The following is a 14,771-nucleotide window of genomic DNA, read 5'->3' on the forward strand; positions in this document are numbered from 1 at the left end:
TAAGGAAAAGCAGTTTACGCCCCATCTCCCCGCGGTGCAAATTTTATGTTAAGCGGGCTTCACCAAACGCGCTCGCAAGGCGTTCGCCGTAGCGTTCGGACCAGGTGCCGGGAGCCGCGGGTCGAGCTACTTGCAGCTGTACTTGCTGCAGGAACTGCGCACGCGGCAAGCGCTGCGCCCCCAGAGTGAGCAGGTGCGGGTTTTCCACCTGGGCGTCGAGCAGCGGCCAGCCTTCTGCATGCATATGCGCAGCCAGCGCGGCCAATGCCACCTTGGAGCCGCCGCTTTCGGCACTGAACATGCTTTCGCCGAAAAACATCTGCCCGATCGCCACGCCGTAGATGCCGCCCACCAGGCGCGCGCCGTCGAAGACTTCGAACGAGTGCGCATGGCCCAGCCGATGCAACGCGATGTATGCGTGCTGCATCGGCGCAGTGATCCATGTGCCGTCCTGGCCTGCGCGTGGAACCGATGCGCAGGCGTCGATCACCTGGTCGAAGACAGTGTCGGCACGTACCGTCCAGCTGCTGCTGCGCAGTTGGCGCCTGAAGCGCGACGACAGGTGTAGCGCATCGGTGCGAAACACCATGCGCGGGTCCGGGCTCCACCACAGGATGGGCTGGCCTTCCGAAAACCACGGGAAGATGCCGTGCGCATAGGCATTGAGCAACCGCTGCGGCGACAGATCGCCACCGATGGCAAGCAGGCCGTCCAGCTCACGCAAGGCCTGTGTGGCCGGCGGAAAAGGAGCCGCCGGATCGGCATCGAGCAGAAAGGGAAGGTGGCGCGACATCTGCGCAGTTTAGAGTAGCTGACAAGCCGACTGCGCAGCGCCTGGTGGGCACGACCGGTGCCCCGAATCGGCATGATCAACGCGGACACTCCCGGTTGCTGCGGGCGGTCTACGCCTACCTGACGCCTGTTCGCTACGTGTTGGTTATGTTGCGGAGCTTGCAGCAGTGCGTCCTTCGACAGGGTGGCGCCTTGCAAGCGGCTGGGCACCTGAGCGACACCCGCCGTTACCGGCGCCTTGGATCAATCGCGGAACGGGCTGTGCTCGGACAGCTCGCGTGCGTGCCGGGCGACAGCGTCGCGCTCGTCTGCGCACCATTGCGCCAACGGTTCGCGAAAGCCCGGGTCGGCGATCCAGTGCCGGCTGCGCACCAGCGTCGGCAGGAAGCCGCGCGCAATCTTGTGCTCGCCCTGCGCGCCGGGCTCGAAGCGGGTGAGGCCCTCGCGCAGGCAGTATTCGATGCCCTGGTAGTAACAGGTTTCAAAATGCAGGCCGGGCAGCGCTTCGCCACCCCAGTAGCGGCCGTAGAGCGTGTCGCGCCCGCGCAGGCACAGCGCGCCGGCGATGGGGTGCCCGTCGAGTTCGGCCAGAAACATTACCAGCTGGCGCGGCAGATGCTGCGCCAGCTGGCGCAGGAACTCGGGCGTCAGCGCGGGCGAGTTGCCGTAGTCGTTGAAAGTCTTGAGATAGAAGCCGTACATCGCTTCCAGGTCGGCGTCGCTGGCGTCGTCGCCATGCACAACGCGTAGTTGCACGCCGGCGCGCTGCACCTTGGCGCGCTCCTGGCGGATGTTCTTGCGCCGCTTGTGGTCCATCGCCGCCAGGAACGTTTCGAAGTCGCTCCAGCCGCTGGCGTTGTGCCAGTGGTATTGCAGGTCGTTGCGCTCCAGCCAGTCGGCATCAAAGGCGGTGTCTTCATCGGCAGGGTGAAAGTTCACGTGCGCCGACGACAGCCCGCTGCGTTCCACCAATTCGCGCATGGCCGTCAGCAGATGGCCGCGCCACTTGGGCGCGCCCAGCAGGCGCGGGCCAGTGACGGGCGAGTAGGGTACCCCGCACAGCCACTTGGGGAAGTACTCCTGCCCGTAGCGCGCATACGCATGCGCCCAGGCGTGGTCGAACACGAACTCGCCGTGCGAGTTGTTCTTCAGATAGCCCGGCGCCGCTGCAACCAGGGTCTCGCCATCCCACAGGGTCAGATGCAGCGGGTTCCAGCCCCAGTCCGGGCGCAGGCAGCCCTCGCGTTCGAGGCCTTGCAGGAATGCGGTGCTGATGAAGGGATGCGCGCCGTCGTGCAGCGCATCCCAGGCACCGGGCGGAAGTTCGTCCAGCTGGCGACACCAGCGCGCAGTCACCACCATGCCTGCGCTCCGCCGGCACTGCTGGCCGCGTGGCGCGGCCGGCAATCAGCCGCCATCTCAGGCGCTCTTGTCGAGGAAACGCTCGGCATCCAGCGCCGCCATGCAGCCGAACCCGGCCGAGGTGATGGCCTGGCGGTAGTGCTGGTCGGCCACGTCGCCAGCGGCGAATACGCCGGCCACCGAGGTTTCGGTCGCCGCGCCGTTCAGGCCGGAGCGGATCTCCAGGTAGCCGTTGTTCATGGCCAGCTGGCCGTCGAACAGCTGCGTATTGGGGTGGTGGCCGATGGCGACAAAAAAGCCATGCGCATCGATGTCGCGGGTGCTGCCATCGATGGTGGACTTGACCCGCACGCCGGTCACGCCCGCATCGTTGCCCAGCACCTCGTCGATGGCATGGTGCCAGACGGTTTCGATCTTGCCGGCGGCCACCTTGGCGAACAGCTTGTCCTGCATGATCTTTTCCGCACGCAAGGTGTCGCGGCGATGGACCAGGTAGACCTTGCGGGCGATGTTGGACAGGTACAGCGCTTCTTCGACCGCGGTGTTGCCGCCGCCGACCACCACCACGTCCTGGTCCTTGTAGAAGAACCCGTCGCAGGTGGCGCAGGCAGAGACGCCACGGCCCTTGAAGGCTTCTTCGCTGGGGATGCCCAGATATTTGGCGGTGGCGCCGGTGGCGATGATGAGCGCGTCGCAGGTGTACTCGGCGCTATCGCCGATCAGCCGGAACGGGCGCTGCGACAGGTCTGCGGTATGGATGTGGTCGAAGATGACCTCGGTCTCGAAGCGCTCGGCATGCGCCTGCATGCGGGTCATCAGGTCCGGGCCCATCAGGCCGTGGGGGTCGCCGGGCCAGTTGTCCACCTCGGTGGTGGTCATCAGCTGGCCGCCTTGCTGCAGGCCGGTGATCACCACCGGCTTGAGATTGGCGCGGGCGGCGTAGACCGCGGCGGTCCAGCCGGCCGGGCCGGAGCCCAGGATCAGCAGGCGGGAATGCTTGGCGGGACTGGCAGAAGAAGCGCTCATGTATACTCGCGATCTAGGAATTGGTAGGGCAGACGACGTAATTCGCGCCCCTGTGGCGGCATAGAGTGGCGGTCCCCACCCGGTGAATCAAGGCGGCGCGATGGAACTGCTTGAACCGCAGATGGCATGGTGCACCCGTGATGCATGTTCGACGCCGCCCTGTGCGGCGTTTTTCGTTGAGCGCGGCGCAGCTGGGTCGCCAGTGCTCATGCAACTGCTGAAACCGTGGCCTCAGTCGTTTATTATCAACCACTAACAGCATTTTTCTAAGGTCTGGCTACAGGTGGCAAAGCAGGTTCCCGAACGCAGCAAGCCCGCAGAGGGCAAATCGTCGTCGCGCAAGACGGCGGTGGCGGACAATCCGCGTCGGCAAAAGCTCTGGCGCGATCTGGCCTTGATCGCGGTGGCGCCGTTGCTGCTGTATCTGCTGGCGAGTCTGCTCACCTATTCGGCCACCGATCCGGGCTGGTCGCGCACCGGTAACCTGGTTGCGCCGATCCACAACATGGGCGGCCGGTTCGGTGCGCTGGCGGCGGACGTGCTGCTGCAGCTGTTCGGGTATGTGGCCTTCCTGCTGCCGGTGCTGTTGGGGGCGGTGGCGTGGATCGCCCTGATCGGCGAGCGCGAGGAGCAGAGCCAGAGCGATCTGGGGCCGGCGCTGCGCCTGGTCGGCATGGTGGGGTTCCTGATTTCCTCGACCGGCTTCCTGCACCTGCGCCTGTTCCAGGGCGAGGTGGCCGAGGCTGGCGGCATCCTCGGCAAGCTGGTCAGCGGCTCACTCAGTTCGGGCTTCGGCGCGCTGGGCGCGAACCTGTTCGTGCTGGTGCTGCTGCTGGTGTCGATCACCCTGGCCACCGGGCTGTCGTGGTTCGCGGTGATGGAGCGTATCGGCAAGTGGGTGCTGGCGCTGGGGCCGTTGATGCAGCGCAAGACCCACCAGGCCACCGAGTGGCAGCAGACCCGCGTGATGCGCGAGGAACGCGAGGAAGTGCGCAAGGTCGATGCGGTCAAGCAGGCCAAGCGTGAGCCGGTGAAGATCGAGCCGCCACCGGCCCCGGTGGTGGAAAAGAGCGAGCGCGCCAAGCGCGACACCCAGATCCCGATGTTCCAGGGCGTCAGCACCGACGGCTCGGACCTGCCGCCGCTGGCGTTGCTGGACGACCCCAAGCCGCAGGCCAAGGGCTATTCGGAAGAGACGCTGGAAACGCTGTCGCGGCAGATCGAGTTCAAGCTCAAGGATTTCCGCATCGAAGCGCAGGTGGTCGGGGCCTATCCGGGCCCGGTGATCACGCGCTTCGAGATCGAGCCGGCACCGGGCATCAAGGTCAGCCAGATCAGCTCGCTGGACAAGGACATCGCGCGCGGGCTGTCGGTCAAATCGGTGCGCGTGGTCGACGTGATTCCGGGCAAATCTGTGGTGGGTCTGGAGATCCCCAACGTCACCCGTGAGATGATCTTCCTGAGCGAATTGCTGCGCTCCAAGGAATACGACAAGTCGGCCAGCCCGCTGACGCTTGCCCTGGGCAAGGACATCGCCGGCCGCCCGACCGTGGCCGATCTGGCGCGCATGCCGCACTTGCTGGTGGCCGGTACCACCGGCTCGGGCAAGTCGGTGGCGGTCAATGCGATGGTGCTGAGCCTGTTGTTCAAGGCCTCGCACAAGGAACTGCGCATGCTGATGATCGACCCGAAGATGCTCGAACTGAGCGTCTACCAGGGCATCCCGCATTTGCTGGCGCCGGTGGTCACCGACATGAAGGAGGCTGCCAATGGCCTGCGTTGGTGCGTGGCGGAGATGGAGCGCCGCTACAAGCTGATGAGCGCAGTGGGTGTGCGCAACCTGGCCGGCTTCAACAAGAAGATCAAGGACGCCATCGACGCCGGCCAGCCGATGATGGACCCGCTGTTCAAGCCGAACCCGGAATTGGGCGAAGCGCCGCGGCCGTTGGAAACGCTGCCGTTCATCGTCATCTTCATCGACGAATTTGCCGACATGATGATGATCGTCGGCAAGAAGGTCGAAGAGCTGATCGCGCGATTGGCACAGAAGGCGCGTGCGGCCGGTATTCACTTGATTCTGGCCACGCAGCGGCCGTCGGTGGACGTCATCACCGGCCTGATCAAGGCCAATATCCCGACCCGTGTGGCATTCCAGGTCAGTTCCAAGATCGATTCGCGCACCATCCTGGATCAGTCCGGCGCCGAAGCGCTGCTGGGCAACGGCGACATGCTGTATCTGCCGCCGGGCACCGCGCTGCCTGACCGCGTGCATGGCGCCTTCGTCAGCGACGAAGAAGTGCATCGCGTGGTCGAGCACCTCAAGGCCAGTGGGCCGGTGTCGTATGTCGAAGGCGTGCTGGACGAAGTGCAGACCATGGGCGACGGCACCGTGGTCGGTGCGACCGGCTTGCCGGAAAGCAGTGGCGGTGGTGGCGACGAATCGGACCCGTTGTACGACGAAGCCTTGCGCATCGTCACCGAGACGCGACGTGCTTCGATTTCCGGCGTGCAACGGCGCTTGAAGATTGGCTACAACCGTGCCGCGCGGTTGATCGAAGCGATGGAAGCCGCCGGCGTGGTCAGCCAGCCCGAGCACAATGGCGACCGCACCGTGCTGGCACCGCCGCCGCCGAAGTAAGCGTCGCTGCGCGTTGCCGGATGCGGTACCCACGCCGCTGCCCTGGCTGGCAGCAGGGCGGCAAGGCAGCGAGGCTTTAGCGTCACAGGGGCTGAGGCCTTACAAACGCTCAGGCATCGCGATAGCTAACGAATTGCGACCATCCCATACGGGCTCTGTGTCGGTTCTATCGTCACGCTTGCGGGTGTCCGCCCTGCGCAGCATGGCGTCAGGTCGATTCGATCTCGACGCATGGCTGATCGACAGAGGCTACCGCACGTAGCAATGCGAGATTGTTGGAAGTCCGTGCCTGTCATTGCCGGGCACAACGGCTACCCTGTCGGTGAGGGCCGCTCCGGCCCGCCGTGATCGAGACCCATGTTGCATCGTCCCTTGTTGTTGCTCGTGTTGCTCCTCTGCACTCCGCTGCTTGCCCAGGCCCAGGCCCAGGCCCAGGCTCAGGCTCAGCAGAAGGCCGCGCCTGCTGCTGCGGCAGCGCGCAGCCAGGCCGACACCAACTACAGCTTCGTGCGCTACCGCGCCCACTACGAAGTGCGCGCCGATGCCAGCAGCGTGGAGACCGACGAGTACGAAATTCTGCTCAAGACCAAATCGGCGGTGGAGCAGTTCAGCCAGGTCCGGCTGAGCTATAGCGAGAAAATGGAAACGCTGGAGGTAGTGCAGGCGTACACCGTTACCGCCGAGGGGCTGCGCCAGGATGTCGCTGCCGACAAGATCTACACCCAGGAAAGCTATTCCAGCGCCTCGGCGGCGATGTATGCCGACCGCAAGGTCAAGGTCGTGGTGTTCCCGAATCTGGCGCCGGGCGCACGTATCGTCTACCGCGTGCGGCGGGCGCAGAACACGCCGTATTTCCCCGGCTATTTCAGCCTGTGGGAGACCTTCAGCGTGTTCGCGCAGTACGACGATGCGGTCGTCACGCTGGTGGCACCGAAGTCGCTGCCGATGCATCTTTCCGTGCGCGGGCTGCAGGGCGGCACCAAGCCGGTGGTGCGCGGCGATCAGGCACGCTGGGAGTGGCGCTACCAGCGCACTGCGCCGATGAAGAACCAGAACTGGAGCGCGGCCACGTGGGAGTTCAGCCCCACCTTGATGGCCAGCACTTTCGACAGCTGGTCGCAGATGGGGCTGGCGTATCACGTCAAGGGCGGGCGCGCCGCCGCGGTCACGCCGGCAATCCAGACGCTGGCCGACGAGGTGACCCGTGGCATCGACGCGCCACGCGCGCAGGCAGCGGCGTTATACGCCTGGGTCGCGCGCAATATCCGCTATGTGGCGGTGTATCTGGGCAATGGCGGGTTGGAACCCAACAGCGCCGACAACATCCTGGCCAACCACTACGGCGACTGCAAGGACCACACGGTGATTCTGGAAGCCTTGCTCGCGGCCAAGGGCATCGCCAGCACGCCGGTGCTGATCGGCGCCGAAGGCGGCCCCACGCTGCCGGAGATTCCGGTGCTGGGCCGCTTCAATCACGCCATTACCTACATCCCTGCGTTCGATCTGTACGTCGATTCGACCAACCCGTACGCACGCTTCGGCCAATTGCCGGCCGGCGACCTTGGCGCGCCAGTGGTGCACACGCGTGACGGCAAGGTCACGCAGACGCCGCCGAACGACCGCAAGGTCAATCGCTATGTGGCGCGTACCGAGTACAAGTTCACGCCGCAGGGTGGCCTGCAGGGCGTGACCACGCTGGACAGCGGGCAGACCGGCGAGGTGGGCTTGCGCGCGATGTTCGTGCAGCTCAATGCGCAAAATCGCAACCGGATCGAAGAGTCGATCATTGCCCAGTCCGGTTTCGACGGCACCGGCGATCTATTGATCCAGGGCGACCCGCTGGATCTGGATGCTCCGTTCAATTACCGCTACACCTTCCAGGCCAAGGACGCGGTGGATTTTTCGGTGGTCGGCGGCATGACCCTGCCGGACATGCCCGGCGCCGAATCGATTCGCGCGATCTACACCACCACTTCGGCCGAAGACAATCTCACTCCGTTCTACTGCAACGACAGCGTGCGCGAAGAAACCTACGTGGTGAGCTTCCCGGAGACGGTGCCGATCATCGCCATCCCGCGCAGCAGTACCTTCCGCAATGCCGCCGGCGAATACGTGGTTGACTGGACGCGGCAAGGGCAGACCGTGACCGCCGTGCATCGCCTGCAGCGCGCTGCCGTGCGTGGGCCCCAGGCGTTGTGCCAAGCGCAGGACTACCGGGCGTTCCGCGAGTTGTATCAGCAGGTGCGGCGCGGCTTCCGCGGTCAGATCGTCTATGGCGACCTGTCCCGGGTGCAGACCGCGCAGTGAGCAGGATCGCAGCGCAGACGCCGCCAGCCGGGCCCGTCGTGGGATAGCGCTCGCCCATTCATCTATGAAGTATCAGAATCCACGCATGTCCTTCTGGAAGACCGCGATGCATCGCCAGCTCCGTTATGCCGTCCTCGCCACCGCTCTGTTCGCCAGTACCGCGTCTGCCGGTGCGCGTCAGGAACTGGACACCTTTACGCGTGGCTTGAAGGGGCTCGATGGGCAGTTCAGCCAGCGCGTCTCCGACGCCAATGGCCGGGTCAAGGAAAATTCCAGCGGGCGGGTTGCGCTGTCCGCACCGCGTCAGTTCCGTTGGGAATACGCCAAACCGTACAAGCAGCTGATCGTCGCCGACGGCAAAAAGGTATGGGTGTTCGACCCGGATCTGGAACAAGTCACCGTGCGCGCGCAGGGCAGCGAAGAACAGAACAGCCCGCTGGTGGCGTTGATCGACCCGGCGCGTCTGGACAAGCAGTACGACGTCAGCGAAGAAGCCGCGCCGCGCGATGGGTTGCAGTGGCTGTCGCTGACGCCCAAGGTGGACACCGACGCCAGCTTCCAGATGGCCTCGCTCGGCTTCGGCAAGGACGGTCTGGCCAAGATGGAAGTGGTGGATGCGGTCGGCCAGCGCACCGCGATCAGCTTCAGTGGGTGGAAGCGCAACCCCGCGTTTGCGGCCGATACTTTCCGTTACACCCCGGCCAAGGGCGTGGATGTGGTGGGCGACGCGCAGTAACGCCGTGGTCGATTGAAGGCGACCGATCCCTGCGTTATCCAGCTGCGCGCCTGAGCTTTCGTGCGCTTTGTCACTGGATGCGTTGAAGCGCTGTTGCAGTCGCCTTCCCACGCAAAGGCGCTTTGCGCTGCGTCTTCTGTGCTCCGGACGCGGCCGTCACTCCGTATCGCTGCCGCGAATGCCTCTGCGACCGTGCAAGGCCTGTCGCTTCCGCGCAGCAACCCGTCGCTGCAATGCGATAACGCCCCGGCGCGATAGAATGGGCTGTGGCACGAACCAGATCCACCATCGACAGCACCGCCGATCTGCTTAGTGTGGACGCCGACCATCTGCGTCCGCTGGCCGAGCGCATGCGCCCGCGCACGCTGGACGAAATGGTCGGCCAGAAACGCCTGCTGACGCCCGACAGCGCACTGCGCCGCGCGGTGGAGTCGGGCCGCGTGCACTCGATGATCCTGTGGGGCCCACCCGGCTGCGGCAAGACCACGCTCGCCTTGTTGCTGGCGCACTACGCCGATGCCGAATTCAAGGCGATCTCGGCTGTATTGTCGGGTTTGCCGGAAGTGCGCCAGGTACTGGCCGAGGCCGCGCAGCGGTTTTCCAGCGGCCGCCGCACGGTGTTGTTCGTCGATGAGGTGCATCGCTTCAACAAGGCGCAGCAGGACGCGTTCTTGCCGCATATCGAGCGCGGTACGATTCTGTTCGTCGGCGCGACCACCGAGAACCCATCGTTCGAATTGAACTCGGCCTTGCTGTCGCGTTGCCGCGTGCACGTGCTGGAATCGGTGTCGCCGCAGGACATCGTCGACGCACTGCAGCGGGCCTTGCACGACCCGGAGCGCGGTTTGGGCCAGGAGACGATCCAGGTCAGCGATGCATCGCTGCTGGAAATCGCCAGCGCTGCCGATGGTGACGTGCGGCGCGCATTGACCCTGCTGGAAATCGCCGCCGAGCTGGCAGGCGGCGAGGGCGGCGAGATCACGCCGCAGACGCTGCTACAGGTGCTGGCCGACCGCACCCGCCGCTTCGACAAGAACGGCGAGCAGTTCTACGACCAGATTTCGGCGTTGCATAAATCCGTGCGTAGTTCCAACCCGGATGCGGCACTGTACTGGCTGACGCGCATGCTCGATGGCGGCTGCGACCCGGCCTATCTGGCGCGGCGGCTGACCCGTATGGCGATCGAGGATATCGGCCTGGCCGACCCGCGTGCGCAGAGCATGGCGCTGGAAGCCTGGGACATCTACGAGCGCCTCGGTAGCCCGGAAGGCGAGTTGGCATTCGCGCAGCTGGTGCTGTATCTGGCCACTACCGCCAAATCCAACGCCGGCTACGCCGCCTTCAATCAGGCCAAGGCTGAGGTGCGCGCCACCGGCACGCAGGAAGTGCCGTTGCATCTGCGTAATGCGCCGACCAAGCTGATGAAGACGCTCGGTTACGGCCAGGACTATCAATACGACCACGATGCCGAAGGCGGCATCGCGCTGGATCAGACCGGCTTTCCGGATGCGATGGGCGAGCGGATTTATTACAACCCGGTGCCGCGCGGGCTGGAGATCAAGCTGAAGGAAAAGCTCGACCGGCTGCGCGAAGCCAGGGAGCAGGCGCGCACGGAAAAGCGCACGCCCAAGACGCAGGCATGACGCTACACGCGAGCACGGCGGCCTGGCCGTCAGGCCCTCTGTTATCGGCATGTTCGATGCAGGGGCAAGATGTCCAGGCGATGGCTGCAGTCACGGCGCAAAGGTGGATCATCTTCGCCTAGCTAGCGCGTGTCGTTTGGGTCGTAATCGCATAGCAATTGCGCGCTTGCACATCGTGCCGTCGAGGCGTGACTCAGCCGGGCGCCAACCTGCCGACCCGTCCGAATTCGACCGGTGTCTTGACGTAGGGCAGTGCGATGTCTTCATCGCCGATGCGCGCAAGCAACTTCTCGCAGGCCGAGGTGTCCGCGCAGATGATGATTGCCAGCGGCTGGTCGGCCAATTCGAAAAAGCCGGCCGAATGCAACAGACCTGCGTGTCCAAAGCCTTCCTGACCATTCACCAAGGTGCCGCCGCTGGCACCGCAGTCGCGTGCGGTTTCCAACAGCCAGTCGCACAGTGCTCCATGCCCATGACGGGAGCCCTGGCTGGTGAAAAATGTAAGTTGATATCCCTTCATCCAGCAATTCCCGATGATGACTTTTGCAACAGGCCAATGGTCAGCATGCCCAGCATGAGCAAGGCGAGCGAGCCGCCCACATGCAGGCCCAGCATGGCGGCCGACAGCCCAAGCCGTCCTTCGCGCAGCAGCGAAAACAACTCGGCGGTAAAGGTGGAGAACGTGGATAGCCCTCCGGCCAGGCCGGTAATCAGAAACAGGCGCCATAGCGGCGAAAGACCGGGGACGGTGCCGACGTAGGCGATGGTCGCACCCACCACATAAGCGGCCATGAGATTGGCCGCGAGCGTGCCGATCGGCACCGGGGGGAACAAGGCATTAAGCGCCAGGCCCAGCCCGTAGCGGGACACCGCTCCCAGACTGGCACCCAGGGAAATGGCGGCGATGGTATAGATCGGTGTCACGTGGTTTCTCCGGCGCGCGGTCTGCAGTGTGTCAGCGAATTTCGCAGCAGCACAGCAGCACTGCACGCACGTCCCTTAATTCGTCGCGATGCGCCTCCAGAAAGCCGCGCAGGCGCGTCTGGTCGTCGATCAGTTCAAGGCATTGCGGGTGGCGCAGGTCGGCGAGCTCAGGATGATGATGGAACAGCCTTGCCTGGCCGGCAAGATAGCCCGAGTCCACATGCAGCAAGATGGCCTGCGCGATGCCGCCGCGTCTTGCGGCGCGTAGCAGGTGGTGCGCCAGCGCAGGAGCACCCAGCCGATGCCAGAACCGGCTGGGCCGGGCGCGGCTGCCGGCAGCGAAGTACAGGCGCAGTACGCCGGTGGGCGGTGGCATGCTCATTGCTGCTCCCCGCCGGCAGCACTGTCGGGCGCGCGTGCGATGGGCCGCCGCCGCGCGGGCAGGTCGGCAAGACGTATGGTTTCCTCCAGCCCTGCAATGTGCCGATGATGCTTGCCATTACCAATGCGCTGCGCGTGGTAGATCCCGGTATGGCCTGAAAACAGATAGGCCGTGATGCAGCCGAGTGCGGCAAGCGGTGCGATATCGGCACCGAACAGTTCGACCGCCATCAGCGTGGATGCAATCGGCGTGTTGGACGCCCCCGCAAACACTGCCACAAAACCGATCCCGGCCAACATCGGAAAGGGTAGATGCAGCAACGGCGCAAGCGCATTCCCCAGCGTGGCGCCGATGTAAAACAGGGGAGTAACCTCGCCGCCCTTGAAGCCGGTTCCCAGCGAAATTGCGGTAAAGCTGAGCTTGCCCAGGAAATCCCAAGGCGCGATAGGCGCGTGGAAGGCGCGCACGATCTCGGGAATTCCCAAGCCGATGTAGCGTTGCGTGCCCAGTCCCCACACCGCCAGTGCGATGACGCATCCGCCGAGCAGCGGGCGCAGCGGAGCGTAGCCGATGACGCGCTTGCTCAAGCTGCCTAGCCGATGGGTGACGGTGGCAAACAGCATTCCGACCAGGCCGAACAGCATGCCGGCGGCCATGACGGCCAGGACGCTGCCGATCCCGATCGGAACGATCTGACCAATTGGATAGTGGATGTGGTGGATGCCCCAGGCCAGACAGACCTGGTCGGCCACGATGGCCGCCACCGCGCAGGGCAGCAGTGCGTCGTAGCGCAATCGACCAATGGCCAGCACTTCTAGCCCGAAGATTGCACCGGCCAACGGCGTGCCGAACACCGAGGCGAAACCGGCGCTGATGCCGGCCATCAACAAGATGCGCCGGTCCTCGCGGCGCAGGCGCAGCAGGCGGGTGAGCTGATCGGCAAGTGCGGCACCCATCTGCACCGCGGTGCCTTCACGGCCAACCGATGCGCCGAACAAGTGGGAAACGACCGTGCCTCCCATCACCAGCGGCACCATACGCAGCGGCACCAGCTTCTTCGGGTCGTGGATCTCATCGATGATCAGGTTATTGCCTGCATCCACCTGCTTGCCCAGCAGGTGATACACCAGCCCGACTGCAAACCCGGCCAGCGGCAACAACCAGATCGCGCGGGGATGTGTCTGGCGCCAGTGGGTTGCCCAATCCAGTGCCCACAGGAAAAATGCCGAGGCGGTGCCGGCCAGCGCGGCCACGAGGCTGGCGATCACCAGCCATTTGGCAAGATGAGCGAGAAGGTCGAAGTGTTCGGGGTGGCGAAATCGTGACATGGCAGCCTGTCGTCTGGAGACATGAGGGCTGGCACGGCAAGGAGATGTGAGCAAGAACACGCCTACAATCCCTGGGCCGAGCCAGAGTTCTTGTAGGCGTCATCAGTAGCGATCGCTACGGTTGATGGAAAAGCACGGAGGAACGCCATCTCCGAGCGTGCAGACTAATCCCGGTCGGCAGCCCTGTCCAGAGACCGCCAGGGCATCGACTGTCACTTGCTCCGACTCTATTCATCCGCTTGGAAAACGTCCGGCGAGCACTCGCTCACCGGACGTTGTAGTGCACCCGAGCTGGCCTCCAGAGTGGCTCCGGGGTTGGGCTTTCACAGCGCTTCGATAATGCCCGCAGCGCCCATGCCGGTGCCGATGCACATGGTGACCATGCCGTACTTCTGCTGACGACGGCGCAGACCGTGCACCAGCGTGGCCGCACGGATCGCGCCGGTCGCACCCAGGGGGTGGCCGAGGGCAATCGCGCCGCCGAGCGGGTTGACCTTGGACGGATCCAGTTCGCTGTCGCGGATCACCGCCAATGCCTGGGCAGCAAAGGCTTCGTTGAGCTCGATCCAGTCGATCTGATCCTTGGTCAGGCCGGCTTGCTTGAGCGCCTTGGGAATCGCCGCGATCGGGCCGATGCCCATCACTTCGGGGCGCACGCCCGCCACCGAGAAGCTGACGAAACGCGCAAGCGGGGTGAGGCCGTAATCCTTGATTGCCTGCTCGGAGGCCAGCAGCACCGCACCGGCGCCGTCGCTCATCTGCGACGAATTGCCGGCGGTGACGCTGCCGCCGAACTGGCCGTTGCGGAACACAGGGCGCAGCTTGGCCAGACCTTCGAGCGAGCTATCCGGGCGCGGGCCTTCGTCGGTGTCGACCAGGCGCTTGCGCAGCGCGATGACATTGCCTTGCAGGTCAGGCTGATGCGAGAGGATTTCGTACGGGGTGATCTCGTCGCGAAACTCGCCGGCGGCAATCGCGGCGATCGCCTTCTGATGCGAAGCCAGCGCGAACGCGTCCTGATCTTCGCGCGAGACCTTCCATTCTTCGGCGACCTTTTCGGCAGTGATGCCCATGCCATAGGCAATGGCCACGTGATCGTCGGCGAACACGCTCGGCGACATCGCGACTTTGTTGCCCATCATCGGCACCATCGACATGGACTCGGTGCCGCCGGCCAGCATCAGATCGGCATTGCCCAGACGGATCTGGTCGGCTGCCATCGCCACGGCCTGGATGCCGGACGAACAAAAACGGTTGATGGTCTGACCCGCCACAGTATTAGGCAGGCCCGCCAGCAGCACGCCGATGCGCGCCACGTTCATGCCTTGCTCGCCCTCGGGCATGGCGCAACCGATGATGGCATCGTCGATCCGCGACAGATCGATGCCCGGCGCCTGCGCCACCACCGCACGCAACACGTGCGCCAGCATGTCGTCGGGACGGGTATTGCGGAACACGCCCTTGGGCGCCTTGCCGACCGGCGTGCGGGTGGCGGCGACGATGTAGGCTTCTTGAATTTGTCTGGTCATTTGGGAAAGTCTCGAATGGCGGGAGTTTGCGGTTCGGGACCCGGGATCGGGAACCGGGGACCCGGGAAAGTCAAAAGCGCACACTGGCTGCTCTTGCTCTTCCG

At 64.7% G+C, this 14,771-nt stretch carries 12 protein-coding genes and 1 riboswitch; of the genes, 4 read left to right on the forward strand and 8 right to left on the reverse strand.

From position 1 onward, the window contains the following. Window positions 1-43 precede the first annotated feature (43 nt). From aat to trxB, 3 genes are all read right to left on the reverse strand, one after another. Window positions 44-793 carry a leucyl/phenylalanyl-tRNA--protein transferase gene (aat, locus tag A7D16_RS07375; RefSeq protein WP_064631276.1) on the reverse strand — a complete coding sequence of 250 codons (750 nt, stop codon included), beginning with the start codon at window positions 791-793 and terminating at the stop codon, window positions 44-46. Window positions 794-1,035: 242 nt separating this feature from the next. Beyond that, window positions 1,036-2,154, reverse strand: coding sequence for a GNAT family N-acetyltransferase (locus A7D16_RS07380; protein ID WP_064631278.1), 1,119 nt, complete (start codon window positions 2,152-2,154; stop codon window positions 1,036-1,038). A gap of 57 nt (window positions 2,155-2,211) precedes the next feature. Then, window positions 2,212-3,180 carry a thioredoxin-disulfide reductase gene (trxB, locus tag A7D16_RS07385; protein ID WP_064631280.1) on the reverse strand — a complete coding sequence of 323 codons (969 nt, stop codon included), beginning with the start codon at window positions 3,178-3,180 and terminating at the stop codon, window positions 2,212-2,214. Between the two features lie 283 nt (window positions 3,181-3,463). Here trxB and A7D16_RS07390 point away from each other — a divergent pair, with 283 nt between their 5' ends. The 4 genes from A7D16_RS07390 (at window position 3,464) to A7D16_RS07405 (ending at window position 10,504) form a co-directional block, all read left to right on the forward strand. After that, window positions 3,464-5,818, forward strand: coding sequence for a DNA translocase FtsK (locus A7D16_RS07390; protein WP_064631283.1), 2,355 nt, complete (start codon window positions 3,464-3,466; stop codon window positions 5,816-5,818). 357 nt (window positions 5,819-6,175) lie between these two features. Continuing rightward, window positions 6,176-8,125, forward strand: coding sequence for a DUF3857 domain-containing transglutaminase family protein (locus A7D16_RS07395; RefSeq protein ID WP_064631286.1), 1,950 nt, complete (start codon window positions 6,176-6,178; stop codon window positions 8,123-8,125). A gap of 64 nt (window positions 8,126-8,189) precedes the next feature. After that, window positions 8,190-8,861 carry an outer membrane lipoprotein chaperone LolA gene (gene lolA / locus A7D16_RS07400; protein ID WP_064631289.1) on the forward strand — a complete coding sequence of 224 codons (672 nt, stop codon included), beginning with the start codon at window positions 8,190-8,192 and terminating at the stop codon, window positions 8,859-8,861. A 350-nt stretch (window positions 8,862-9,211) separates the two neighbouring features. Further along, window positions 9,212-10,504 carry a replication-associated recombination protein A gene (locus A7D16_RS07405; protein ID WP_193395451.1) on the forward strand — a complete coding sequence of 431 codons (1,293 nt, stop codon included), beginning with the start codon at window positions 9,212-9,214 and terminating at the stop codon, window positions 10,502-10,504. A 193-nt stretch (window positions 10,505-10,697) separates the two neighbouring features. Here A7D16_RS07405 and A7D16_RS07410 read toward each other — a convergent pair whose 3' ends face one another. The 5 genes from A7D16_RS07410 to A7D16_RS07430 form a co-directional block, all read right to left on the reverse strand. Next, complete coding sequence (locus A7D16_RS07410; RefSeq protein ID WP_064631295.1) at window positions 10,698-11,024, reverse strand: DUF190 domain-containing protein; 327 nt, start codon at window positions 11,022-11,024, stop codon at window positions 10,698-10,700. Next, window positions 11,021-11,428, reverse strand: a complete 408-nt coding sequence (gene crcB / locus A7D16_RS07415) for a fluoride efflux transporter CrcB (protein ID WP_064631297.1) — start codon at window positions 11,426-11,428, stop codon at window positions 11,021-11,023. The genes A7D16_RS07410 and crcB overlap by 4 nt, the downstream gene beginning before the upstream one ends. Window positions 11,429-11,459: 31 nt before the next feature. Next, window positions 11,460-11,810, reverse strand: coding sequence for a hypothetical protein (locus A7D16_RS07420; protein WP_082925753.1), 351 nt, complete (start codon window positions 11,808-11,810; stop codon window positions 11,460-11,462). Continuing rightward, window positions 11,807-13,138, reverse strand: coding sequence for a voltage-gated chloride channel family protein (locus A7D16_RS07425; protein ID WP_064631300.1), 1,332 nt, complete (start codon window positions 13,136-13,138; stop codon window positions 11,807-11,809). Before A7D16_RS07425 ends, A7D16_RS07420 begins: the two co-directional genes overlap by 4 nt. Window positions 13,139-13,224: 86 nt before the next feature. Then, window positions 13,225-13,300: riboswitch (Fluoride riboswitch) on the reverse strand. Between the two features lie 161 nt (window positions 13,301-13,461). Continuing rightward, complete coding sequence (locus tag A7D16_RS07430) at window positions 13,462-14,667, reverse strand: acetyl-CoA C-acyltransferase (RefSeq protein ID WP_064631302.1); 1,206 nt, start codon at window positions 14,665-14,667, stop codon at window positions 13,462-13,464. Window positions 14,668-14,771 lie beyond the last annotated feature (104 nt).

This window comes from Xanthomonas nasturtii (assembly GCF_001660815.1).
Lineage (GTDB): Bacteria > Pseudomonadota > Gammaproteobacteria > Xanthomonadales > Xanthomonadaceae > Xanthomonas > Xanthomonas nasturtii.

What these genes read in the sequence shown, in the direction of transcription:
- aat (WP_064631276.1), bottom strand. Translation starts at nt 793, where the DNA reads ATGTCGCGCCACCTTCCCTTTCTGCTCGATGCCGATCCGGCGGCTCCT.
- A7D16_RS07380 (WP_064631278.1), bottom strand. Translation starts at nt 2,154, where the DNA reads ATGGTGGTGACTGCGCGCTGGTGTCGCCAGCTGGACGAACTTCCGCCC.
- trxB (WP_064631280.1), bottom strand. Translation starts at nt 3,180, where the DNA reads ATGAGCGCTTCTTCTGCCAGTCCCGCCAAGCATTCCCGCCTGCTGATC.
- A7D16_RS07395 (WP_064631286.1), top strand. Translation starts at nt 6,176, where the DNA reads ATGTTGCATCGTCCCTTGTTGTTGCTCGTGTTGCTCCTCTGCACTCCG.
- lolA (WP_064631289.1), top strand. Translation starts at nt 8,190, where the DNA reads ATGAAGTATCAGAATCCACGCATGTCCTTCTGGAAGACCGCGATGCAT.
- A7D16_RS07405 (WP_193395451.1), top strand. Translation starts at nt 9,212, where the DNA reads ATGCGCCCGCGCACGCTGGACGAAATGGTCGGCCAGAAACGCCTGCTG.
- A7D16_RS07410 (WP_064631295.1), bottom strand. Translation starts at nt 11,024, where the DNA reads ATGAAGGGATATCAACTTACATTTTTCACCAGCCAGGGCTCCCGTCAT.
- A7D16_RS07420 (WP_082925753.1), bottom strand. Translation starts at nt 11,810, where the DNA reads ATGAGCATGCCACCGCCCACCGGCGTACTGCGCCTGTACTTCGCTGCC.
- A7D16_RS07425 (WP_064631300.1), bottom strand. Translation starts at nt 13,138, where the DNA reads ATGTCACGATTTCGCCACCCCGAACACTTCGACCTTCTCGCTCATCTT.
- A7D16_RS07430 (WP_064631302.1), bottom strand. Translation starts at nt 14,667, where the DNA reads ATGACCAGACAAATTCAAGAAGCCTACATCGTCGCCGCCACCCGCACG.